This window comes from Paracidovorax anthurii, from assembly GCF_003269065.1.
Classification (GTDB): domain Bacteria; phylum Pseudomonadota; class Gammaproteobacteria; order Burkholderiales; family Burkholderiaceae_C; genus Paracidovorax; species Paracidovorax anthurii.
Genome location: NZ_QLTA01000019.1, coordinates 53,353 through 76,877, shown reverse-complemented (window position 1 = coordinate 76,877; position 23,525 = coordinate 53,353). Strand labels below are relative to the sequence as shown.

24 protein-coding genes are annotated in these 23,525 nt (G+C 68.1%); 13 read left to right on the top strand and 11 right to left on the bottom strand.

Annotated elements, in window-relative coordinates:
• Positions 1–19: 19 nt before the first annotated feature.
• The 6 genes from AX018_RS11485 to AX018_RS11460 all read right to left on the bottom strand — a co-directional run bounded on the left by AX018_RS11485 (position 20) and on the right by AX018_RS11460 (position 6,335).
• Positions 20–325, bottom strand: a complete 306-nt coding sequence (locus AX018_RS11485) for a MoaD/ThiS family protein (RefSeq protein ID WP_111877419.1) — start codon at positions 323–325, stop codon at positions 20–22.
• Complete coding sequence (locus AX018_RS11480) at positions 322–1,566, bottom strand: molybdopterin molybdotransferase MoeA (RefSeq protein ID WP_111877418.1); 1,245 nt, start codon at positions 1,564–1,566, stop codon at positions 322–324. Before AX018_RS11480 ends, AX018_RS11485 begins: the two co-directional genes overlap by 4 nt.
• Entirely contained in the window at positions 1,563–2,138 is a 576-nt protein-coding gene (gene mobB / locus AX018_RS11475; RefSeq protein ID WP_111877417.1) for a molybdopterin-guanine dinucleotide biosynthesis protein B, read from the bottom strand. The genes AX018_RS11480 and mobB overlap by 4 nt, the downstream gene beginning before the upstream one ends.
• Before the next feature lie 96 nt (positions 2,139–2,234).
• On the bottom strand, positions 2,235–3,671 hold the full coding sequence (gene thrC / locus AX018_RS11470) for a threonine synthase (protein ID WP_111877416.1): 1,437 nt from the start codon (positions 3,669–3,671) through the stop codon (positions 2,235–2,237).
• Entirely contained in the window at positions 3,671–5,014 is a 1,344-nt protein-coding gene (locus AX018_RS11465) for a homoserine dehydrogenase (protein ID WP_111877415.1), read from the bottom strand. The genes thrC and AX018_RS11465 overlap by 1 nt, the downstream gene beginning before the upstream one ends.
• A 91-nt stretch (positions 5,015–5,105) precedes the next feature.
• Complete coding sequence (locus AX018_RS11460; protein ID WP_111877428.1) at positions 5,106–6,335, bottom strand: pyridoxal phosphate-dependent aminotransferase; 1,230 nt, start codon at positions 6,333–6,335, stop codon at positions 5,106–5,108.
• A gap of 195 nt (positions 6,336–6,530) precedes the next feature.
• Here AX018_RS11460 and AX018_RS11455 point away from each other — a divergent pair, with 195 nt between their 5' ends.
• The 4 genes from AX018_RS11455 (at position 6,531) to AX018_RS11440 (ending at position 9,903) form a co-directional block, all read left to right on the top strand.
• Positions 6,531–6,908: an Mth938-like domain-containing protein gene (locus tag AX018_RS11455; RefSeq protein ID WP_111877414.1), complete on the top strand. Its 378-nt coding sequence runs from the start codon at positions 6,531–6,533 to the stop codon at positions 6,906–6,908.
• A 147-nt stretch (positions 6,909–7,055) separates the two neighbouring features.
• Positions 7,056–7,541, top strand: a complete 486-nt coding sequence (locus AX018_RS11450; protein WP_111877413.1) for a peroxiredoxin — start codon at positions 7,056–7,058, stop codon at positions 7,539–7,541.
• 167 nt (positions 7,542–7,708) lie between these two features.
• On the top strand, positions 7,709–9,517 hold the full coding sequence (locus AX018_RS11445) for a PhoH family protein (protein WP_111877412.1): 1,809 nt from the start codon (positions 7,709–7,711) through the stop codon (positions 9,515–9,517).
• Between the two features lie 17 nt (positions 9,518–9,534).
• Positions 9,535–9,903: a hypothetical protein gene (locus tag AX018_RS11440; protein WP_111877411.1), complete on the top strand. Its 369-nt coding sequence runs from the start codon at positions 9,535–9,537 to the stop codon at positions 9,901–9,903.
• A 98-nt stretch (positions 9,904–10,001) separates the two neighbouring features.
• Here the strand turns inward: AX018_RS11440 and dnaB are convergent, their stop codons facing one another.
• The 5 genes from dnaB to rpsF form a co-directional block, all read right to left on the bottom strand.
• On the bottom strand, positions 10,002–11,423 hold the full coding sequence (gene dnaB, locus AX018_RS11435) for a replicative DNA helicase (protein ID WP_111877410.1): 1,422 nt from the start codon (positions 11,421–11,423) through the stop codon (positions 10,002–10,004).
• A gap of 185 nt (positions 11,424–11,608) precedes the next feature.
• Complete coding sequence (gene rplI, locus AX018_RS11430; RefSeq protein WP_111877409.1) at positions 11,609–12,061, bottom strand: 50S ribosomal protein L9; 453 nt, start codon at positions 12,059–12,061, stop codon at positions 11,609–11,611.
• Between the two features lie 12 nt (positions 12,062–12,073).
• Positions 12,074–12,355 (bottom strand): 30S ribosomal protein S18, encoded by a 282-nt coding sequence (gene rpsR, locus AX018_RS11425; RefSeq protein ID WP_011794373.1) that lies wholly within the window; start codon positions 12,353–12,355, stop codon positions 12,074–12,076.
• An 18-nt stretch (positions 12,356–12,373) separates the two neighbouring features.
• Positions 12,374–12,670 (bottom strand): primosomal replication protein N, encoded by a 297-nt coding sequence (gene priB, locus AX018_RS11420; protein WP_111877408.1) that lies wholly within the window; start codon positions 12,668–12,670, stop codon positions 12,374–12,376.
• 24 nt (positions 12,671–12,694) lie between these two features.
• The gene (rpsF, locus tag AX018_RS11415; RefSeq protein WP_111877407.1) at positions 12,695–13,069 is read right to left on the bottom strand and encodes a 30S ribosomal protein S6; all 375 of its coding nucleotides are present in this window, start codon (positions 13,067–13,069) and stop codon (positions 12,695–12,697) included.
• Between the two features lie 241 nt (positions 13,070–13,310).
• On the opposite strand from rpsF, the gene grpE reads away from it, so the two are divergent.
• The 9 genes from grpE (at position 13,311) to asd (ending at position 23,348) form a co-directional block, all read left to right on the top strand.
• Positions 13,311–13,877, top strand: coding sequence for a nucleotide exchange factor GrpE (gene grpE / locus AX018_RS11410; RefSeq protein WP_111877406.1), 567 nt, complete (start codon positions 13,311–13,313; stop codon positions 13,875–13,877).
• 122 nt (positions 13,878–13,999) lie between these two features.
• On the top strand, positions 14,000–15,970 hold the full coding sequence (dnaK, locus tag AX018_RS11405; protein ID WP_111877405.1) for a molecular chaperone DnaK: 1,971 nt from the start codon (positions 14,000–14,002) through the stop codon (positions 15,968–15,970).
• Between the two features lie 110 nt (positions 15,971–16,080).
• Positions 16,081–17,217 carry a molecular chaperone DnaJ gene (dnaJ, locus tag AX018_RS11400; RefSeq protein ID WP_111877404.1) on the top strand — a complete coding sequence of 379 codons (1,137 nt, stop codon included), beginning with the start codon at positions 16,081–16,083 and terminating at the stop codon, positions 17,215–17,217.
• Positions 17,218–17,408: 191 nt separating this feature from the next.
• Positions 17,409–18,395 (top strand): LysR family transcriptional regulator, encoded by a 987-nt coding sequence (locus AX018_RS11395; RefSeq protein ID WP_245951520.1) that lies wholly within the window; start codon positions 17,409–17,411, stop codon positions 18,393–18,395.
• Between the two features lie 23 nt (positions 18,396–18,418).
• The gene (leuC, locus tag AX018_RS11390) at positions 18,419–19,840 is read left to right on the top strand and encodes a 3-isopropylmalate dehydratase large subunit (protein WP_111877403.1); all 1,422 of its coding nucleotides are present in this window, start codon (positions 18,419–18,421) and stop codon (positions 19,838–19,840) included.
• A 39-nt stretch (positions 19,841–19,879) separates the two neighbouring features.
• A complete protein-coding gene (locus tag AX018_RS11385) occupies positions 19,880–20,005 on the top strand; it encodes an entericidin A/B family lipoprotein (protein WP_111877402.1) in 126 nt (41 codons plus the stop codon).
• A gap of 25 nt (positions 20,006–20,030) precedes the next feature.
• Positions 20,031–20,681, top strand: coding sequence for a 3-isopropylmalate dehydratase small subunit (leuD, locus tag AX018_RS11380; RefSeq protein WP_111877401.1), 651 nt, complete (start codon positions 20,031–20,033; stop codon positions 20,679–20,681).
• A 107-nt stretch (positions 20,682–20,788) separates the two neighbouring features.
• A complete protein-coding gene (gene leuB, locus AX018_RS11375; protein ID WP_111877400.1) occupies positions 20,789–21,862 on the top strand; it encodes a 3-isopropylmalate dehydrogenase in 1,074 nt (357 codons plus the stop codon).
• Positions 21,863–22,217: 355 nt separating this feature from the next.
• Positions 22,218–23,348, top strand: a complete 1,131-nt coding sequence (gene asd, locus AX018_RS11370) for an aspartate-semialdehyde dehydrogenase (protein WP_111877399.1) — start codon at positions 22,218–22,220, stop codon at positions 23,346–23,348.
• Positions 23,349–23,525 lie beyond the last annotated feature (177 nt).

The following is a 23,525-nucleotide window of genomic DNA, read 5'->3' as shown; positions in this document are numbered from 1 at the left end:
GGGCGCTGCCGTGGCGAGTTCAGCCGCCCGTCACCGGCGGGAAAAACGCCACCTCGGCCCCCTCGGCCAGCGCGGCATCCTCGCCGCACAGCACCTGATCGAGCGCCACGCGCACCGCGCGGCCGCGCGCCAGGGCCTCGGCCCAGGGGCCGCCGCGCGCGATCAGCTCGTCGCGCAGCGCGCCCGGCGTGGCCGCGCGCGTGGCCAGCGCCTCGGCGCCCCGCCCCACCGCCTCGCGGATGGACGCGAAATACCGCACGGTGACCGTGATGGCCCCGGGGGAGCCCGGAGCGGTGACGGAAGAAGCTGGCGCGTCGAAGGTCATGCGAGCAGATCGGCGAAGGGAATGAAGCGCACCGTGTCGCCGTGGGCGATCGTGCGGCCCGGCGGGTTGTCCACCACGCCGTCGCCCCAGGCAGCGGACGTGAGCACGCCCGAGCCCTGGTGCGGGAACAATTCGAGCCCGCCCTCGGCATTGCGGCGCACGCGCAGGAATTCACGGCGCTTGTCCGCCCGGGGCCACGCGAAATGGGCGCGCGCATCCACCGCCCGGGGCGCCACGTCGCGCGCGCCCTGCAGCCGCAGCAGGAAGGGCCGCACCAGCACCGCGAAGGTGACGAAGCTCGACACCGGATTGCCCGGCAGCCCCATGAAATGCGCGCGCTCGCCGATGCGCCCGTAGGCGAAGGGCTTGCCCGGCTTGAGCGCCACCTGCCACAGGTCGAGCCGGCCGAGCGCCGCCACGGCGGGCTTGACGTGGTCTTCCTCGCCCACCGAGACGCCACCGCTCGTGAGCACCAGATCGTGGCCCTGCGCGGCCTCGCGCAGCGCGCGTTCGGTGGCATCGCGCCGGTCGGGCACGATGCCCAGGTCGGTCACCTCGCAGCCCAGGCGCTGCAGCATCGCGCGCAGGAAGAAGCGGTTGCTGTTGTAGATGGCGCCGGGCGGCATGCGCTCGGAGGGCACCTCGCCGGGCATCACGAGTTCGTCGCCGGTGGAGAACAGCGCCACGCGCGGGCGCGGGGCCACGCGCAGCCGCGCGAGCCCGATGCTGGCCGCCAGCCCCAGCGCCGCCGGCCCGAGCCGCGTGCCGGCCGCGAGCACCGTGGCGCCCGCCTCGATGTCCTCGCCCGCGCAGCGCACCCACTGGCCCGGCCGGGGCACGGCCTGGATGCGCACGCGCGCACCGCCCTCCAGGGCCTCGCACTCCTCCTGCATGACCACCGCGTCCGCGCCCGGAGGCAGCGGCGCGCCCGTGAAGATGCGCGCGGCCGTGCCGGGCGCGAGGGGTTCAGGCGCGGCCCCCGCCGCGATGCGCTGCGACACTGGCAGCCCGGCCGATGCCTCCAGCGGCAGATCGGCGCAGCGCAGCGCGTAGCCATCCATGGCGCTGTTGTCGTGCGGCGGCACCCGCAGCGGCGAGACGGCATCGGCCACCAGCACGCGGCCATCGGCATCGAAGGTGTCCACGACGTCCTCGCCCGACAGCGGGGCGGCCTGCGCGAGCAGGTCCGCCAGCGCATCGTCCAGGGGCTTGAGCGGCGGGCGGGGTGCGGGGGCGGTCATGGCCGGGCCTCCCGGGCCGCCGGCGCGGCGCCGCCCGCGCGGTACTCCCAGCGGTGCCCCTCGGCCCGCAGCCAGTCGGCCAGCGCGGCAGGCTCGCGCACGTCGAACACGGGCAGCGCGCCGGGCGGCGCGGGCAGGCGCGCGGCGGGCGCATCGGCGGCCACGGCCACGATCCACGGATCGGCGCCGTAGCGCACGGGATGCGCCGGATAGTCGGCCGAGGGCGAACGCCAGACCTCGACCTTGGGCAGGTCGCTTTCCTTGAAGCCCTCCACCAGCACCCAGTCCACGGCCGGGTCGAGCCGCGCGATCAGGTCGTGCACCACGGGCTCGGCGGGCACTTCGTATTCGCGCATCAGCGCCATGCGCTGGCCGGAGGACGCCACCACCTCGAAGGCCCCCGCCACGCGGTGGCGCCAGGTGTCTTTGCCGGGCTGGTCGATGTCGAACTTGTGGTGTGCGTGCTTCACCACCGACACGCGCTGCCCGTGCGCGCGCAGCAGGGGAATGAGCCGCTCCACGAGCGTGGTCTTGCCGCTGTTGGAAAAACCGGCGAAGCCGACGACCTTCATGGCAGCCTCCGTGCGTTTGCTATATTTTCAGGAGCATTCCATGCAGCAAACACGGCGACATGGAGGCTCCCAGGCTCTCAGAACGCGTTCAAACCCTCAAGCCGGGGCTTCGCAATGCTGCTCGATGTAGGCCTTCACCCGCTGCGCGTCGGCGGGCATCACCTGCACGCGCTTGGGCAGGTTCTCGATGCCCTCGAACTTCGCGGGGCGCTCGGGCGCGTGGCCCAGGGCCTCCTCGATCGTCTCCGCGAACTTGATCGGCAGCGCCGTCTCCAGCACCAGCATGGGCACGCCGGGCTCGGTGTGCTCGCGCGCCACCTTCACGCCATCGGCCGTGTGGGTGTCGATGGTGATGCCGAAGCGCTGCCAGGTGTCGCGGATGGTGGCGATGCGGTCGGCGTGCGTGCTCTTGCCGCTCTCGAAGCCGTAGCGAGCGGCCGCCTCGGCGAAGCGCGGGTCGCCGCTCAGGTCGAAGCGGCCCTCGCGCGCGAGGGCATCCCCGAAGAGCGCGCGGGTCGCCTGCGCATCGCGGCCCAGCAGGTCGAACACGAAGCGCTCGAAATTGCTGGCCTTGCTGATGTCCATCGACGGGCTGGAGGTCTCGTGCGTGTCGGCGCTGCCGCGCACGCGGTAGACCCCGGTGCGGAAGAACTCGTCGAGCACGTCGTTCTCATTGGTGGCCACCACGAGCTTGTCGATCGGCAGACCCATCATGCGCGCCACGTGGCCCGCGCAGACGTTGCCGAAATTGCCCGAGGGCACCGTGAAGCTCACCTTCTGGTCGTTGTGCTCCGTCGCCTGCACGTAGCCCGCGAAGTAATAGACCACCTGCGCCAGCAGCCGCGCCCAGTTGATCGAGTTCACCGTGCCGATCTTGAAGCGTCGCTTGAAGGCCAGGTCGTTGCTCACGGCCTTGACGATGTCCTGGCAATCGTCGAACACGCCCTCGATGGCGATGTTGAAGATGTTCTCGTCCTGCAGGCTGAACATCTGCGCCTGCTGGAACGGGCTCATGCGCCCGTGCGGGCTGGTCATGAACACGCGGATGCCGCGCTTGCCGCGCATCGCGTACTCGGCCGCGCTGCCGGTGTCGCCGCTGGTCGCGCCAAGGATGTTGAGCGTCTCGCCGCGGCGGCCCAGTTCGTACTCGAACAGGTTGCCGAGCAGCTGCATCGCCATGTCCTTGAAGGCGAGCGTGGGGCCGTTGGAAAGCGCTTCCAGCCACAGGCTGTTCTCCAGGTGGCGCAGCGGCACGATCTCGCCCGTGCCGAACACCTCGGCCGTGTACGTCTTCTCGCACAGGCGCTTGAGGTCGGCGGGGGGAATGTCGTCGATGTAGAGCGAGAGGATCTGGAACGCCAGCTCGGCGTAGCCCTGCTCGTGGTAGGCCGCGCGCAAGCGCGTGAGCGCGGCGTCGTCGATGCGCGGATAGTGCTCGGGCAGGTAAAGGCCGCCGTCGGGCGCGAGGCCTTCCAGCAGGATCTCGCAGAAGCGCTTGCGGTCTGCGTGGCCGCGGGTGGAGAGGTAGCGCATCAGTTCAACTCCTCCTTGCGGATGCGCACGATCGGCCCCAGCACCGTGGGCAGGGCCTGCATCTGCGCGATCGCGTCGTTCATGGTGCCCTCGCGCGTCTCGTGCGTGAGGATGATGAGGTCGGTGTGGGTCGAGCCCTCGCCGCCCACCTCGTCGGCCTCGCGCTGCAGCACGGCATCGATGCTGATGTCCGCGCCGGCCAGCAGGCCGGTCACCTTGGCGAGCACGCCGGCCTCGTCGGCCACGCGCAGGCGCAGGTAGTAGCTCGTGACCACCTCGGTCATCGGCAGCACGGGCAGCGCGTCGCGCGCCTCGTCGAGCGTGTGGGGCTGGAAGGCCAGGTGGGGCACGCGGTGCTCGGGGTCGGCGGCCGCCAGGCGCGCGATGTCCACCAGGTCGGCGATCACGGCGCTGGCCGTGGGCTCGCTGCCCGCGCCCTTGCCGTAGTAGAGCGTGGTGCCCACGGCATCGGCCTGCACCACCACGGCGTTCATCGCGCCTTCCACGTTGGCGATCAGGCGCTTGGCCGGCACCAGGGTCGGGTGCACGCGCAGTTCCACGCCGTCGGCCCCGCCCGTGCGGCGGCGGGCGATGCCCAGCAGCTTGATGCGGTAGCCGAGCTGCTCGGCATAGCGGATGTCGGCCGCCCCGAGCTTGGTGATGCCTTCCACGTAGGCCTTGTCGAACTGCACCGGGATGCCGAAGGCGATGGCGCTCATGATCGTGGCCTTGTGCGCGGCATCCACGCCCTCGATGTCGAAGGTCGGGTCGGCCTCGGCGTAGCCCAGGCGCTGCGCCTCCTTGAGCACCACGTCGAAGTCCAGCCCCTTGTCGCGCATCTCCGAGAGGATGAAGTTGGTGGTGCCGTTGATGATGCCGGCGATCCACTGGATGCGGTTGGCCGTGAGGCCCTCGCGCAGCGCCTTGATGATCGGGATGCCGCCGGCCACCGCGGCCTCGAAGGCCACCATCACGCCCTTGGCCGAGGCGGCCGCGAAGATCTCCGTGCCGTGCACGGCCAGCAGCGCCTTGTTGGCGGTGACCACGTGCTTGCCGGCGGCGATGGCTTCGAGCACCAGCGCCTTGGCGATGCCGTAGCCGCCGATCAGCTCCACCACGATGTCGATGTCGGGGTTGGCGATCACGGCGCGCGCATCGGCCACGACCTGCGCGGCATCGCCCACCACCGAGCGGGCGCGCCCGACGTCCAGGTCGGCGACGCAGGCGATTTCGATGCCGCGGCCCGCGCGGCGGCGGATTTCTTCCTGGTTGCGGTTCAGCACGTTGAACACGCCGCTGCCGACGGTGCCAATGCCCAGCAGGCCCACTTGGATCGGTTTCATGATCAGAGAATTACCAGTCAAATTGCGCCGCATCGCGCACCCGGGGCGGCATCCGCGGCGATGGAAACAGGGGTCAGCAGCCGGCCCGGCGTCACGCCGTACCGTGCTTCTGGCGGTATTGCGCGAGGAAGTCGGCCAGCCGGCCGATGGCCTCGCGCAGGTCGTCCTCGTGCGGCAGGAAGACGATGCGGAAATGCTGCTGGTCGGGGTAATTGAACCCCGAGCCCTGCACGAGCATCACGCGCGTGGCGCGCAGCACCTCCATGAAGAACTGGCGGTCGTCCGCGATGGGGTACATCGCGGGATCGAGGCGGGGGAACATGTAGAGCGCCGCCTTCGGCTTCACGCAGCTCACACCCGGGATCGCCGAGATGAGCTCGTAGGCCAGGTCGCGCTGGCGCCGCAGGCGCCCGCCTTCCTTGACCAGGTCGTTGATGCTCTGGTAGCCGCCCAGCGCCGTCTGGATCGCCCACTGGCCGGGCACGTTCGAGCCCAGCTTGATGTTGGCGAGCATGTTGATGCCCTCGATGTAGTCGCGGGCCACCGACCGGTTGCCCGAGATCACCATCCAGCCCGCGCGGTAGCCGCAGGAGCGATAGGCCTTGGAGAGCGAATTGAACGTGAGCGTGAGCACGTCGGTCGAGAGGCTCGCCAGCGGCGTGTGGCGCACGCCGTCGTAGAGCACCTTGTCGTACACCTCGTCGGCGAGCAGCACCAGGCCGTGCTCGCGCGCGATGTCCACCAGCGCCTGCAGCAGCTCGTCGGAATAGAGCGCGCCCGTGGGGTTGTTGGGGTTGATGACCACGAGGCCCTTGGTGCGCGGCGTGATCCTGGCGCGGATGTCGTCCAGGTTGGGCATCCAGCCGTTGGCCTCGTCGCACAGGTAGTGCACGGGGCGGCCACCCGAGAGGCTCGCCGCGGCGGTCCAGAGCGGGTAATCGGGCGCGGGCACCAGCAGCTCGTCGCCGTCGTCGAGCAGCGCGTTGGTGGCCATGGTGATGAGGTCGCTCGCGCCGTTGCCCAGGTAGATGTCGTCGAGCGTCACGCCCTTGACGCCCTGCTGCTGGCTGTAATGCATCACGGCCTTGCGCGCCGCGAAAATCCCCTTGCTGTCGGAATAACCCGCCGAATTCGGCAGATTGCGGATCATGTCCTGCTGGATTTCCTCGGGGGCATCGAAACCGAACGGCGCGAGATTGCCGATATTGAGCTTGATGATTTTCTGGCCCTCGTCCTCCATCTGCTTGGCCGCATCCACGATCGGCCCCCGCACGTCATAGAGAACGTTATTCAACTTCGCGGATTTGTGAATCGTTTTCATCATGCGGAGGCCCGCGCGCAACGGCGCCGCGAGGGACTTGGGAAGAGGGAACGTAAAAGGCCGGATACCCCGCCAGCGGGCATTGCCTCTCTGGCGAAACCTATAATTTGACCACAGTTCCACCCTTCGCCCGCGCCCTGCGCAGAGCTGCCCGCGCGGCGGCAGACACCGCGGGCGGCGCACCCGCCCAGCCCCATGAAATTCCAGCCCGACCGCTCCGAAGCCCAGACCATCAGCGCCTATGGCCCGGACTGGATCGCGGTGGGCAGCGAGCGGCTCACCGAGAGCGTGGTGATCGGCGCGCGCGGCCAGCGGCTGACCTGGAACTGCGCGCGCTTCGAAGACCTGACGGCCGGGCATTTCGCGCAACTGGCCGACCTCGATGCCGAGGTGATCATCTTCGGCAGCGGCCGCCGCAACCGCTTCCCGCCGCCCGCCTGGCTGCAGCCGCTCATGGCCCGGCGCACGGGCCTGGAAACCATGGACACGCAGGCCGCCTGCCGCACCTACAACATCCTCGCCGGCGAGGGCCGCAACGTCGTCGCGGCCCTGGTGCTGGAGTCCACCGCCTGAAATGCGCTGGTATCTTGGTTACAGACTGCGATTCGCGAAAGAGTCCGTTTCAAGGTAAAATCACGGGTTGCGGTCGGGGGCCTTCCAAGAGCAATAACACACAACTCCTCCGGCTTTTCAACGACTACATCCAAAGATTGAAGTGCCATGGCGATCGTTGTCAACAAACCCCTCCCTGAATTTGAAGCCAACGCGACCGGCGGGATCAAGGTCTCCAACACATCGCACCTCGGCCAGATTCTGATCCTGTACTTCTATCCCAAGGACAACACACCGGGCTGCACCACCGAGGCCATGCAGTTCCGCGACAAGTACCAGGATTTCGCCAAGGCCGGCGCAGCGGTGTTCGGCGTGTCGCGCGACAACATGAAGTCCCACGACGACTTCAAGGAAAAGCTGGAGCTGCCCTTCGAGCTCATCGCCGACACGGAAGAGAAGATGTGCCACATGTTCGGCGTGGTCAAGAACAAGATCATGTACGGCAAGAAGGTCAAGGGCATCGAGCGCAGCACCTTCCTCATCGGCCCCGACGGCATCCTCGTGCAGGAGTGGCGCGGCCTGAAGGTTCCGGGCCACGTGGACGAGGTCCTGAAGGCCGTCAAGTCCATCAAGGCCCTCAAGAAGGCGGCGTAAGCCCCTGCGGGCACCCGCCCGCGCACCGCGGGAGCCGCATGGGGACGTGCATAATGGGCTCGATGCCGCAGCACTCCGCAAAGCCACCGCTCCCCACCAAAGCCGCCTTGGCCTCCAGGCGGCTTTTTGCTTTCTGACCCTCTTCCGTCCTTTCGAGGCCCCGCACCATGCCCCTGCCACCCGCACCGACGAAGCGCGCCGCCCTGCTCTCCCCGGACGCGTTCCGCGCCACCGCCAAGTCCCGCACGGAAGACCCGCAGGCCACGGATGACCGTGGCGCCGATGTGCCGGCCACCCCCGCCGAAGCACCGCGCACGTCCTCCCGGCGCACCGCGCGCGCCACCCCGGGCACCGCCCCCCGCGCCAATGCACGCGCCAATGCACGCGCCAAGAGCGCGGCCACCGAGGACTCCACGCCGGCAGCAGCGCCCGTGCCCGCCTCCAGCGCACGGCGCACCGCCAAGCGCCCGGCCGCCGTCCTCGCCACACCGCCCGCAGCCACCGCCGCCGAGCCCGCGGCAACCCGCGTGCAGCCCACCCCGCCCGCCGAACCTGCGGTGCGCCCGCGCAAGGCACGGGGCACCGGCCCCACCAAGATGTTCGTACTCGACACCAACGTGCTGCTGCACGACCCGACGAGCCTCTTCCGCTTCGAAGAGCACGACATCTTCCTGCCGATGATCGTGCTGGAGGAGCTCGACGGCCACAAGAAGGGCATGACCGAGGTGGCCCGCAACGGCCGCCAGGCCAGCCGCACGCTCGATCAGCTCGCCGCCGCGCAGGGCGCCGACATGGCCCGCGGCCTCCGGCTCGACGCCACGGGCCAGCGCGCGGCCGGCGGCAGCCTCTACTTCCAGACCGAGCCCCTCGACTACAGCCTGCCCACGAGCCTGCCCCCCGGCAAGGCCGACAACCAGATCCTGGGCGTGGTCGAGGCCCTGCGCCACAAGTACGCCCCGCGCGAGGTCGTGCTGGTGTCCAAGGACATCAACATGCGCGTCAAGGCGCGCGCCCTGGGCCTCGCCGCCGAGGACTACCAGAACGACAAGGCCCTGGAGGACGGCGACCTGCTCTACTCCGGCGTGCTGGCCCTGCCGCCCGACTTCTGGGCCAAGACCGGCAAGAACGTGGAGAGCTGGCAGAACGGCCCGCACACCTACTACCGCATCGGCGGGCCGATCGTGCCGCAGCTCATGATCAACCAGTTCGTGTTCTTCGAGGCGCCCGGCGAGCCCAGCCTGTTCGCGCGCGTCACCGAGATCCGCGACAAGACCGCCGTGCTGCAGACGCTCAAGGACTATGGCTCGGCCAAGAACACCGTCTGGGGCGTGAACACGCGCAACCGCGAGCAGAACTTCGCGATGAACCTGCTCATGGACCCGGACGTGGATTTCGTCACCCTGACCGGCACGGCCGGCACCGGCAAGACGCTCATGGCACTCGCCGCGGGTCTCACCCAGGTGCTGGACGAGCGCCGCTACACCGAGATCATCATGACCCGCGCCACCGTGAGCGTGGGCGAGGACATCGGCTTCCTGCCCGGCACCGAAGAGGAAAAGATGGGCCCCTGGATGGGCGCGCTCGACGACAACCTCGAATTCCTGGCCAAGGGCGACGGCGGCAATGCTGGCGAATGGGGCCGCGCGGCCACCAACGAGCTGATCCGCAGCCGCATCAAGATCAAGAGCATGAACTTCATGCGCGGCCGCACCTTCCTGAACAAGTACGTGATCATCGACGAGGCCCAGAACCTCACGCCCAAGCAGATGAAGACCCTCATCACGCGCGCGGGCCCGGGCACCAAGATCATCTGCATGGGCAACCTCGCGCAGATCGACACACCCTACCTCACCGAAGGCTCTTCCGGCCTCACCTACGCCGTGGACCGCTTCAAGGGCTGGCCGCACAGCGGGCACATCACCCTGGCACGCGGCGAGCGCTCGCGCCTCGCGGACTTCGCGAGTGAAGTGCTCTGACGGCAGGGGCACCGGGCATGGCCGTGGGATGGATGACCGCGCTGAAACTCGTGCCCTGGGGCGAGGTGATCGAAGCCACGCCCCAGATCGTGCAGGCGGCCCGCCGGCTGCTGGGCGCATCGCGCCGCCCCGCCGAGACGGCGCCGGGCGCGCCTGCCGCGCCCTCGCCCGAGGAAACCGCGGCGATGCTGCTGGAACGCGTGCAGCGCCTCGAGGCCGAGCAGCAGGCGTCCGCCCAGCTGATCCAGTCCCTGGCCGAGCAGAACGCCCTGCTGGTGCGCACCGTGGAGACCCTGCGCGTGCAGGGCCAGCGGCTCGCCTGGGCCGGCGGCGCGCTGGCCCTCGTGGTGGTGGTGCTGGGGGCCTGGGTGACGGCGGGTGCCTGAAACCGCCAGCCGCGTACCGCGAGGCCCAAGGCCTCCGATTGCTACATAAAAAATAGCAAACTATTCAATGGATACGGCGACATGGAGCCCAAAAGGCTTCAGAAGTCGTCGCCCGAGCCCATGGCAAGGTTCTCGAAGCGCGTCTGGTTCTTCTGGAAGAACAGCTTCACCGTGCCCGTCGGCCCGTTCCGCTGCTTGCCGATGATGACCTCGGCCACGTTCGGCTCCTTGCTGTCCTTGTTGTAGTAGTCGTCGCGGTAGATGAACATGATGATGTCCGCATCCTGCTCGATGGCGCCGGATTCGCGCAGGTCGGACATCATGGGGCGCTTGTCGGTGCGCTGCTCCACCGAGCGGTTGAGCTGCGAGAGCGCGATCACCGGGCATTGCAGCTCCTTGGCCAGCATCTTCAGGCCCCGCGAGATCTCGCCCAGCTCGGTGGCGCGGTTGTCGCCGCCGCTGCTGCCCGATCCGCTCATGAGCTGCAGGTAATCGACCACGATCAACCCCAGCTTGCCGCACTGCCGCGCCAGCCGCCGCGCATTGGCGCGCAGTTCGCCGGGCGTGAGGCCCGGGGTTTCGTCGATGTGCAGCGACACGGTGCGCAGGCGCTCGATGGCCTCGGTCAGACGCGGCCACTCCTCGTCGGTGAGCTTGCCGGTGCGCAGGTTGCCCTGATTCACGCGGCCGATGGAGCCCACGATCCGCACCGCGAGCTGCGCGGCGCCCATTTCCATCGAGAAGATCGCGACGGGCAGCCCTTCGTTGAGCGCCACGTGCTCGGCGATGTTGACGGCGAACGAGGTCTTGCCCATGGACGGCCGCGCCGCCAGCACGATCATGTCGCCGGCCTGCAGCCCCGACGTCATGCGGTCGAGGTCCGCGAAGCCGGTGGGCACCCCCGTCACGTCCATGGGGTTGTCCGCCATCTCCTGCACCTGGTCCAGCAGATCGACCACCAGGGTGTCCAGCGACTGGAAACCCTGCTTCATGCGCGAGCCTTCTTCGCCGATGGCGAAGATCTTGGACTCGGCCTCGTCCAGGATCTTCTCCACGGTCCTGCCCTTGGGGTTGAAGGCATTCGTGGAAATCTCGTCGCTGGCCGTGACCAGCTTGCGCAGCACCGAGCGCTCACGCACGATTTCCGCATAGCGGCGGATGTTGCTGGCGCTGGGCACGTACTGCGCCAGGTTGTTGAGGTAGACCAGCCCGCCCACCTCTTCGGCCTTGCCCAGGCTCTGCAGTTCCTCGAAGACCGTGATCACGTCGGCCGGCTTGCTGGAATTGATCAGCTTGCCGATGGCCGCATAGATCAGCTGGTGCTCATGCCGGTAGAAGGCGCCGTCCACCAGCAGGTCGCCCACGCGGTCCCAGGCCATGTTGTCCAGCAGCAGCCCGCCCAGCACGCTGGATTCGGCCTCCAGCGAATGCGGCGGCACGCGCAGCTTGGCCACCTCCTGGTCGGCAGGCACGGACGGCGTGAAATCGGACTCAAGGAGGGGAGGGAAGTCGGTACTCATGGCAATCGGTCCTTGCACCCCCGCGCGCCGAGGCGCCCGGGGCATATCGATCAGGGGACAAGTCTGTGGACAACCCGTTCACAGCCGGTGGGCAGGCGGTGCATGAATGGCCGCGCCAGAAACGCAAAAGCCGCCCCGGAGGCGGCTTTTGCCCATGGCGGAAAGAAGTCTTCTTTCCGCGTGGATCAGGCGGTTTCGCCGTACACGGACACGTTGACTTCCACCACCACGTCGGTGTGCAGAGCCACGCTCACCGTGGCGTCGCCCACCGTCTTGAGGGGGCCGTTGGGCAGGCGGATCTGCGCCTTCGCGACCTTGTAGCCTTGCTTGTTCAGCTCGTCGGCGATGTCGTGGTTGGTCACGGAGCCGAACAGGCGGCCGTCCACGCCAGCCTTCTGCGTCAGCTTGACGGTCGTGCCGCCGAGCTTCTCGCCCTGGGCCTGGGCTTCCGCCAGCTTGGCGGCAGCGGCCTTTTCGAGTTCGGCGCGCTTGGCTTCGAACTCGGCCTTGGCGGCTTCGGTGGCGCGGCGGGCGCGGCCCGCGGGGATCAGGAAATTGCGTGCGTAGCCGTCCTTGACCTTGACGATCTCGCCGAGGTTACCGAGGTTGACGACCTTGTCGAGCAGGATGATTTGCATGGCTCGTGCTCCTTAGATCTTGTGCTGGTCGCTGTAGGGCACCAGGGCCAGGAAGCGGGCGCGCTTGATGGCGGTGTTCAGCTGACGCTGGTAGATGGCGCGCGTGCCGGTCAGGCGCGCGGGGATGATCTTGCCGTTCTCGGCGATGAAATCGCGCAGCGTGTCGACGTCCTTGTAGTCGATTTCTTCGACGCCGGCGACGGTGAAGCGGCAGAAGCGCTTGCGCTTGAACAGCAGCGACTGGGTGTTGCGCTTCGGACGCTTGTCCTTGTTGAATTTCTTGAACGTGGCCATTTTCGGACCTCTTGAAAATTAATCTTGTTGAATGTCTTGGATGTGGAACACCAGACCCTTGCCGTTGCGCGGCGTGGCGAGAAAGCCCTGGAACGTCCAGAGGCTTCCCAGCGCCTGCCGGGCCAGCCGCTCGGCCAGCGCGCCGAAGGCGATCGCCTTGACGGCGGCGCTCACTTCACGCTGCACGCCGGCTTCCGTCTGCCGCGATGCGTGCTCCAGCAGAAGATCCAGCGCAGGCAGGCCGGCGGGCGTGTATCGCAGGGGTTTCGTCTCCGCGATGCAGGCCGTGAGGGCCACGGTATTGCGGTGTTCCACGCATCCTCGGATGCTGCCGGCGGATCAGCGCTCGGTAGCGGCGAACTCGGCCTGGCTGGCCTTGCGGGCCTCTTCGCGCTCGACGGTCTTCATCATGGAGGAAGGACCGGTATCGGCCTTCTTCTTCTGGACGGTCAGGTGGCGCAGCACGGCGTCGTTGAACTTGAAGGCGTGCTCCAGCTCGGCCATCACGGCCTGATCGGCCTCGATGTTCACGCAGAGGTAGTGGGCCTTGGCGAGCTTGTTGATCATGTAGGCCAGCTGGCGGCGGCCCCAGTCTTCCACGCGGTGGACCTTGCCGCCGCCGGCAGTGATCATGCCCTTGTAGCGCTCCAGCATGGCTGGAACCTGTTCGCTTTGATCCGGGTGGATCAGCAAGATGATTTCGTAGTGACGCATGCAAACTCCTTTTGGTCGAAAACCACCTGCCGCGTCGAGTGAAGCAGTGTGGCAAGGCAAAGCCGGCGATTATAGCCGCGAGCCCTCCGGCTTGTACACTTCCGCCTGGTCGCCGTGCGCCTGCCGCACCTGCGGAGGAGGCAGATGCCGGAATTTGGCGGGTTTTCGCTTGAAATCCGTCCCTTTGTACCCAGGTGCCGGGCGTCCTCGTTCATTCTCACTTCTTCATAGAACAACCGACATGTCCGATCCACAGCATTTCACCCCCCCACCCGCAGGCACCCCCGCACCGTCCGCCGCGCCCGAAGAGGTCGAAGCTGCGATGGCGGCGCACACCGCGGACGAACTGGGCCGCCTGCAGAACGAGCTGGCGGAGCTCAAGGCCAAGAGCGCGGATCTGGCCGACCAGTTCCTGCGCGCCAAGGCCGAGGCCGAGAACGCCCGCCGCCGCGCGGAAGAGGAAGTGTCCAAGGCCCGCAAGTTCGGCATCGAGAGCTTCGCGGAAAGCCTCCTGCCCGTGGCCGACAGCCTGACGGCGGCCCTGGCGATCAAGGACGCCACGATCGAGCAACTGCGCGAAGGCTCCGACGCCACGCTGCGCCAGCTCAACTCCGCCCTCGAGCGCAACAAGGTGCTGGCCATCCAGCCGGCCGCGGGCGAAAAGTTCGACCCCCACCACCACCAGGCCATCAGCATGGTGCCCGCCGAGCAGGAGCCCAACACCGTGGTTGCCGTGCTGCAGAGGGGCTACGCCATCGCGGACCGCGTGCTGCGCCCCGCGCTGGTGACCGTGGCGGCCCCGAAATAAGCCGCCCCGCCCCGGACCGGGCCGCGCGACCTGCAGAAATCGGTGCGCGGACGGCTTGAAGCCGGGCAAGTTATCCACACGTTATTGGCTATCCAAATCCTTCAAGAATCGCGGAGAACAACATGGGAAAAATCATCGGTATCGACCTGGGCACCACGAATAGCTGCGTGGCCATCATGGAAGGCAATACCACGCGCGTGATCGAGAACAGCGAGGGTGCCCGCACCACGCCGTCCATCATCGCCTACCAGGAAGACGGCGAGATCCTCGTCGGCGCCTCGGCCAAGCGCCAGGCCGTCACCAACCCCCGCAACACCATCTACGCCGCCAAGCGCCTGATCGGCCGCAAGTTCGAGGAAAAAGAAGTCCAGAAGGACATCGACCTCATGCCCTACACGATCGCCAAGGCCGACAACGGCGACGCCTGGGTGGAAGTGCGCGGCAACAAGCTGGCGCCCCCGCAGATCAGCGCCGAAGTGCTGCGCAAGATGAAGAAGACCGCCGAGGACTACCTGGGCGAGCCCGTGACCGAGGCCGTGATCACGGTGCCGGCCTACTTCAACGACGCCCAGCGCCAGGCCACCAAGGACGCCGGCCGCATCGCCGGCCTGGACGTCAAGCGCATCATCAACGAGCCCACGGCCGCCGCGCTCGCCTTCGGCCTGGACAAGCAGGAAAAGGGCGACCGCAAGATCGCCGTGTATGACCTGGGCGGCGGCACGTTCGACGTGTCCATCATCGAGATCGCCGACGTCGATGGCGAAAAGCAGTTCGAGGTGCTCTCCACCAACGGCGACACGTTCCTGGGCGGCGAGGACTTCGACCAGCGCATCATCGACTACATCATTGCCGAGTTCAAGAAAGAGCAAGGCGTCGATCTGTCCAAGGACGTGCTGGCCCTGCAGCGCCTGAAGGAAGCCGCCGAGAAGGCCAAGATCGAGCTGTCCAGCTCCTCGGCCACCGACATCAACCTGCCCTACGTCACGGCCGATGCCTCCGGCCCGAAGCACCTGAACATCAAGCTCACGCGCGCCAAGCTCGAAAGCCTGGTCGATGAGCTGATCGAGCGCACCATCGCCCCCTGCCGCACGGCCATCAAGGATGCCGGCATCAGCGTGGCCGACATCCACGACGTGATCCTCGTGGGCGGCATGACCCGCATGCCCAAGGTGCAGGAGAAGGTCAAGGAGTTCTTCGGCAAGGAGCCGCGCAAGGACGTGAACCCCGACGAGGCCGTGGCCGTCGGCGCCGCCATCCAGGGCCAGGTGCTCTCGGGCGACCGCAAGGACGTGCTGCTGCTCGACGTCACCCCGCTGTCCCTGGGCATCGAGACCCTGGGCGGCGTGATGACCAAGATGATCACCAAGAACACCACGATCCCGACGAAGTTCGCTCAGACCTTCTCCACCGCCGACGACAACCAGCCGGCCGTGACGATCAAGGTGTTCCAGGGCGAGCGCGAGCTCGCCACCGCCAACAAGCTGCTGGGCGAATTCAACCTGGAAGGCATTCCGCCGGCCGGGCGCGGCGTGCCGCAGATCGAGGTGAGCTTCGACATCGACGCCAACGGCATCCTGCACGTGGGCGCCAAGGACAAGGGCACCGGCAAGGAAAACAAGATCACCATCAAGGCGAACTCGGGCCTGTCCGAGGACGAGATCCAGAAGATGGTGAAGGACGCCGAGCTGAACGCCGCCGACGACAAGAAGAAGCTCGAACTCGTGCAGGCCCGCAACCAGGGCGAGGCCACGGTGCACAGCGTGAACAAGAGCCTCGCCGAGCATGGCGACAAGCTCGATGCCGGCGAGAAGGAGAAGATCGAGGCCGCCGTGAAGGACCTTGAAGCCGTGCTCAAGGGCGAGGACAAGGCCGCGATCGAGGAAAAGACGAACGCGCTGATGACCGCCAGCCAGAAGCTGGGCGAGAAGATGTACGCCGACGCGCAGGCCGCCCAGGCCGCTGCCGCCGCAGCGGCGGGTGCGGAAGCCGGCCCTGCGGCCGGCGGCGCGGCCTCGTCGTCCTCGGGCGGCGCTTCCGCACCGCACGACGACAACGTGGTGGACGCCGAAGTCAAGGAAGTCAAGAAGGGCTGACGCCCCGCGCGCGCGGACCCGTGGGGCCCGCGTGCCTTCCATAGCCGCCGCGCCGGGCCCTTCCCCAGGGCCAGCGCGGCGTTCCTGTTCCCAACGGACCCGGAAACACCATGTCCAAAAGAGATTTTTACGAGATCCTGGGCGTTCCGAAGAACGCCTCGGACGACGAAATCAAGAAGGCCTATCGCAAGCTGGCGATGAAGTACCACCCGGACCGCAACCAGGGTGATGCCGCCAAGCCGGCCGAGGAGAAGTTCAAGGAGGTCAAGGAGGCCTACGAGATGCTCTCCGACCCCCAGAAGCGTTCGGCCTACGACCAGTTCGGCCATGCCGGCGTGGACCCCAACATGCGCGGCCCGGGCGGCGCCGGCGCGGAAGGCTTCGGCGGCTTCGCGGAGGCCTTCGGCGACATCTTCGGCGACATGTTCGGCGGGCGCCGGGGCGCGGGCGGCGGCCGGCAGGTCTATCGCGGCAACGACCTCAGCTACGCGATGGACATCACGCTGGAGGAAGCCGCCAAGGGCAAGGAAGCGCAGATCCGCATCCCGTCCTGGGAGAACTGCGAGACCTGCCACGGCAGCGGCGCCAAGCCCGGCACCAGCGCCAAGACCTGCACGACCTGCGCGGGCACGGGCACGGTGCAGATGCGCCAGGGCTTCTTCAGCGTGCAGCAGACCTGCCCGCACTGCCGGGGCACCGGCAAGATCATCCCCGAGCCCTGCACGACCTGCCACGGCCAGGGCCGCGTGAAGAAGCAGAAGACGCTGGAGGTGAAGATCCCCGCCGGCATCGACGACGGCATGCGCATCCGCAGCGTGGGCAACGGCGAGCCCGGCACCAACGGCGGGCCGCCGGGCGACCTCTACATCGAGATCCGCCTCAAGAAGCACGAGATCTTCGAGCGCGACGGCGACGACCTGCACTGCCAGGTGCCGGTGAGCTTCATCACCGCCGCGCTGGGCGGCGAGATCGAGGTGCCGACGCTGCAGGGCAAGGCCGCCATCGACATCCCCGAGGGCACGCAGGCCGGCAAGCAGTTCCGCCTGCGCGGCAAGGGCATCAAGGGCGTGCGGGCCACCTACCCGGGCGACCTCTATTGCCACATCGTGGTCGAGACCCCCGTCAAGCTCACCGAGCACCAGCGCAAGCTGCTGCGCGAGCTGGACGAATCGCTCAAGAAGGGCGGCGCCAAGCATTCTCCCAGCGGCGAGAGCTGGACCGACCGGCTGAAGAACCTGTTCAGCTGACCCTGCCCTCGGGCCGCCCGTCTCCGCCGGCGGCCACCCGCCACGCCGCCCGCGCCCCATGGCCGGGCGGCTTTTTTTGCGCCCAGGGATGCGCCATCGCGATGCGCGACATCGCATCTCACGATGGCTGGCGAGGTTCTTCTACAGGAAAATAGGGGCATCCCTTCTCCAATCGAGAAGCACACCCCGCCATGAAGAACTCCGAGCGCAGTTTCGCGCGCCGTATCGACCTGACCTCGCTGCAACTGTTCGTCGCCGTCTGCGAACTGGGCAGCATCGGCCGCGCGGCGGAGCGGGAGTTCATCGCGGCATCGGCCGTGAGCAAGCGCCTCTCGGACCTGGAGTCCGCCGTCGGCACCGCCCTGCTCCAACGCCACAGCCGGGGCGTCTCCCTCACCCCGGCGGGCGAGAGCCTGCTGCACCATGCGCGCACCGTGCTCTTCGGGCTGGAGCGCATGCAGGGCGAGCTGGGCGAATACACCGACGGCGTGCGCGGCCACGTGCGCATGCACGCCAACATCTCCGCCATCGTGCAGTTCCTCCCCGAGGACCTCGGAGCGTTCACGCGCGAGCACGACCGGATCAAGATCGACCTGCAGGAGCACCTGAGCCCCGACGTGCTCCACGCCGTGCGCGAGGGCGCCGCCGATCTGGGCCTGTGCCACACCAGCGACGGCGCGGAGCCGCAGGAGCTGCAGAGCCGCCCCTACCGCGGCGACCGGCTGGTGCTGGTCGTGCCCGAAGGGCATGCGCTGGCCGGGCGGCCCGCCGTCCGCTTCGAGGACGTGCTGGACCGGGACATCGTCGGCCTGCAGGCCCACAGCAGCATCAGCCTGGCGATGCGGCGCGCCGCCGCGCGGGCCGGCCGGCCGCTGCGCCAGCGCATCCAGGTCACCGGGCTCGACGCCATGTGCCGCATGATCGACAACGGCCTGGGCATCGGCCTGCTGCCCGACCGGGCGTTCGCGCTCATGCGCGGCGTGGGGCGGCTGCAGGCCGTGGCGCTCGACGAACCCTGGGCGGAGCGCTCGTTGCGCCTCGTGGCGCGCGACTTCGATGCCCTGCCCGCCGCCGCGCGCCTGCTGGCCGGCCACCTCGCGCGCCAGGCCGCCGGCGGCGCGCAGGGCACGGTTACAGCCCCGCCATCCGGCCTTCCTACAATCCACCACCCCACCTGAACCAGCCCACGAGAAAGCACACCATGGGACGCACCCTCTACGACAAGATCTGGGACGAACACGTCGTCCACACCGAGGAAGACGGCACCTCGATCCTCTACATCGACCGCCACCTCGTCCACGAGGTGACCAGCCCGCAGGCCTTCGAGGGCCTGCGGCAGGCGGGCCGCAAGGTCTGGCGCGTGAGCTCCATCGTGGCCACCGCCGACCACAACACGCCCACCACCGGCTGGGAACTCGGCTACGACGGCATCGCCGACCCGATCAGCAAGGAGCAGATCACCACGCTCGACAAGAACATCGCCGAGGTGGGCGCCGCCGCGTTCTTCCCGTTCATGAGCCGCCGCCAGGGCATCGTGCACGTGATCGGCCCCGAGAACGGCGCCACGCTGCCGGGCATGACGGTGGTCTGCGGCGACAGCCACACCTCCACCCACGGCGCCTTCGGCGCGCTGGCGCACGGCATCGGCACCAGCGAGGTCGAGCACGTGATGGCCACGCAGACGCTGCTGGCCAAGAAGGCGAAGAACATGCTCATCCGGGTGGAAGGCCCGGTGGCGCGGGGCGTGACGGCCAAGGACATCGTGCTGGCCATCATCGGGAAGATCGGCACCGCCGGCGGCACGGGCTACACCATCGAGTTCGCGGGCTCCGCCATCCGCGCGCTCAGCATGGAAGGCCGCATGACCGTGTGCAACATGGCCATCGAGGCCGGCGCGCGCGCGGGCCTCGTGGCGGTGGACGAGAAGACCATCGACTACGTGAAGAACCGCCCCCTGTCGCCCACGGGCGTGGAGTGGGACCAAGCCGCCGCCTACTGGAAGACGCTGCATTCCGATCCGGATGCGAAGTTCGACACGGTGGTGGATCTCGACGCCGCGGCCATCGTGCCGCAGGTGACCTGGGGCACCTCGCCCGAGATGGTGCTGGGCATCGACGGCCGCGTGCCCGACCCCGACAAGGAGAAAGACCCCAACAAGCGCGGCGCCATCGAGCGCGCCCTGACCTACATGAACCTGGAGCCCGGCAAGCCGCTGGCCGACATCTTCGTGGACAAGATCTTCATCGGCAGCTGCACCAACAGCCGCATCGAGGACATGCGCGAGGCTGCCGCCATCGTGAAGAAGCTCGGCCAGAAGGTCGCGCGCAACGTCAAGGTGGCGATGGTCGTGCCGGGCTCGGGCCTCGTGAAGGAGCAGGCCGAGCGCGAGGGCCTGCACGAGATCTTCAAGGCCGCGGGCTTCGAATGGCGCGAGCCGGGCTGCTCGATGTGCCTCGCGATGAACGCCGACCGCCTGGAGCCTGGCGAGCGCTGCGCCTCCACCAGCAACCGCAATTTCGAAGGCCGCCAGGGCGCGGGCGGGCGCACCCACCTCGTGAGCCCCGCCATGGCCGCCGCCGCCGCCGTGCACGGGCATTTCGTGGACGTGCGCCAGTTCGCCTGATCCGCACCGCCACGGAAAGAACACGAAGGAAGCATCGCCATGAAAACGACCGCATCGTTCATCGCCGTCGCGCTGGCCTGCCTGCTGGCGGGCTGCAACACCGTCAAGGGCATGGGCCAGGACGTGCAGCGCGCGGGCAGCGCCATCGAGCGCGCCGCCAAGTAAAGCCCAGGACACCCGGAACACCACCATGCAGAAATTCACCGTGCACCAGGGCCTCGTGGCCCCCATGGACCGCGAGAACGTCGATACCGACGCCATCATCCCCAAGCAGTTCCTCAAGTCGATCAAGAAGACCGGCTTCGGCGTGAACCTGTTCGACGAATGGCGCTACCTGGACCACGGCGAGCCCGGCCAGGACCCGGCCAGCCGCAAGCCCAACCCCGATTTCGTGCTGAACCAGCCGCGCTACGCGGGCGCTTCGATCCTACTGGCGCGCAGGAATTTCGGCTGCGGATCGAGCCGCGAGCACGCGCCCTGGGCGCTCGACCAGTACGGCTTCCGCGCCGTCATCGCGCCGAGCTTCGCCGACATCTTCTTCAACAACTGCTTCAAGAACGGCCTGCTGCCCATCGTGCTGCCCGAGGCCACCGTGGCGCAGCTCTTCGACGAAGTGGCCGCCTTCCCCGGCTACCAGCTCACCATCGACCTGGAGCGGCAGGCGATCGTGCGCCCGCAGGGCGAGGAGATCGCCTTCGACGTGCTGCCCTTCCGCAAGTACTGCCTGCTCAACGGCTTCGACGACATCGGCCTCACCCTGCGCCAGTCCGACAAGATCCGCGCCTACGAGGCCGAGCGCCTGGCCAAAAAGCCCTGGCTGGCGCACACCATGCCGGCCTGAGGCCCCCTCCCGGGGCGCTCCGGTGCGCCCCGGAGCCGGATTTCAAGCCCGGGGGGCTCCAGGTCGCCGTATTCACTCAATAGTCCGCTATCAAAAGAGAAGCAAGTATGAAAATCGCAGTTCTGCCGGGTGACGGCATCGGCCCGGAAATCGTGGCGGAGGCCGTCAAGGTGCTCGACGCGCTCGGCCTCCCGTTCGAGATGGAATCGGCCCTGGTGGGCGGCGCGGCCTACGAGGCGCACGGCCACCCGCTGCCCGAGGCCACCCTGGCGCTCGCGCAGCAGGCCGACGCCGTGCTCTTCGGGGCCGTGGGCGACTGGAAGTACGACAAGCTCGACCGCCCGCTGCGCCCCGAGCAGGCCATCCTGGGCCTGCGCAAGAACCTTGGCCTGTTCGCCAACTTCCGTCCCGCGATCTGCTATGAGCAGCTCACGCACGCATCGAGCCTCAAGCCCGAACTCGTCGCGGGCCTGGACATCCTCATCATCCGCGAGCTGACCGGCGACATCTACTTCGGCCAGCCGCGCGGCCGCCGCACCGCCGCCGACGGCCACTTCCCCGGTGCCGAGGAAGCCTTCGACACCATGCGCTACAGCCGCCCCGAAATCGAGCGCATCGCGCACGTCGCCTTCCAGGCCGCTCGCAAGCGCGGCAAGAAGGTGACGAGCGTGGACAAGGCCAACGTGCTGGAGACCTTCCAGTTCTGGAAGGACGTGGTCACCGAGGTGCACAAGGACTACCCCGACGTCGCGCTGGAGCACATGTACGTGGACAACGCCGCCATGCAGCTCGTGAAGAAGCCCAAGGCCTTCGACGTGATCGTCACCGGCAACATGTTCGGCGACATCCTCTCCGACGAGGCGTCCATGCTCACCGGCTCCATCGGCATGCTGCCCTCGGCCAGCCTGAACGCGAAGAACCAGGGCCTGTACGAGCCCAGCCACGGCAGCGCGCCCGACATCGCCGGCCAGGGCGTGGCCAACCCGCTCGCCACCATCCTCTCGGCGGCGATGATGCTGCGCTTCAGCCTGGACCAGGAAGACGCCGCGCGCCGCATCGAGGCCGCCGTCACGAAGGTGCTCGCGCAGGGCCTGCGCACGCCCGACATCCACAGCGAAGGCACCACGAAGGTGGGCACGGCGCAGATGGGCGACGCGGTGGTGAAGGCGCTGGCGGCCTGACCTCGCCCTGCGCCCGTGTGCCGGCACGGCGGCCCACGGGCCGCTTTCCCTTCCGGGTGCGGGCCCGGCCGGCAAGCGCCGCGTCCCACCCGGCGGCACGCGATGCGTGGATCCACGTACGGGGCCGCGCAAGGCTATCCGCTACAATGCCCGCCATGTTTGCCGCCCGCCCGTTCGCCCTGAACAATGCACCCGCCGCCCTGGCCGGTGTGGCCGAGCGCGCAACGATCACCAAAACCACGACCACCATTAAGGGCTGACCCAGCCTGGTTCGTCGTGCGCCCTTCCTGGCCCAGACGAGCCAGGCGAGCAGTCCCGGTCGGGCACTGTTTTCTTAAACCGAAAGGGCGTTGAAATGAGCAAGTTGGTAGGGTTGGTGGGCTGGCGCGGCATGGTCGGCTCGGTGTTGATGGAACGCATGCAGGCCGAAGGCGATTTCGGCCTCATCGAACCGCTGTTCTTCTCCACGTCGAACGCCGGTGGCAAGGCGCCCGCCCAGGCACGCAACGAAACCACGCTGCAGGACGCGTTCGACATCAACGCCCTCAAGCGCTGCGACATCATCATCACCGCGCAAGGCGGCGACTACACCACCGAAGTCTTCCCCAAGCTGCGCGAAGCCGGCTGGAAGGGCCACTGGATCGACGCCGCGTCCACCCTGCGCATGAAGGACGACGCCGTGATCGTGCTCGATCCGGTGAACATGCCCGTCATCAAGAACGCCCTGGCCAGCGGCGGCAACAACTGGGTCGGCGGCAACTGCACCGTGAGCTGCATGCTGATGGGCGTGGGCGCGCTGTACAAGGCCGGCCTCGTCGAATGGATGAGCACGCAGACCTACCAGGCCGCCAGCGGCGGCGGCGCGCAGCACATGCGCGAGCTGCTCACTCAGTACGGCACGCTCAACGCCGAGGTGCGCGCGCTGCTCGACGATCCCAAGAGCGCCATCCTGGAGATCGACCGCAAGGTCATCGCCAAGCAGCGCAGCCTCTCCGAGGCCGAGACCGCCAACTTCGGCGTGCCCCTGGGCGGCAGCCTGATCCCCTGGATCGACAAGGACCTGGGCAACGGCATGTCCAAGGAAGAGTGGAAGGGCATGGCCGAAACCAACAAGATCATGGGCCAGGGCGAAGGCTTCGGCACGCAGCCCGTGCCGGTGGACGGCTTCTGCGTGCGCGTGGGCGCGATGCGCTGCCACAGCCAGGCACTGACCTTCAAGCTGAAGAAGCACGTGCCCGTGGCCGACCTCGAGGCCATGATCGCCGCCGACAACGACTGGGTGAAGGTGGTGCCCAACACGCGCGAGGCCACGCTGCGCGACCTCACGCCCGTGGCCGTGACCGGCACCATGCACATTCCCGTGGGCCGCATCCGCCAGCTCGCCATGGGACCGGAATACATCGGCGCGTTCACCATCGGGGACCAGCTGCTGTGGGGTGCCGCGGAGCCGCTGCGCCGCATGCTGCGCATCCTGCTGGACGCCTGACGGACCGCCGCGGCGGAGGCGGGTCCGCGACCCGCCCGCCACGGCCGCCTCTGGCACGGTTTGTTACGACTCGTTGTCGCCCGGCAACATCGAAAACCCTCTGTTTTTGAGCATCTCCAGAGGCTCTCTGGAACGCCGTGCGGCTCGGCTTGTCACTGCAAACCATTGATGCTATGG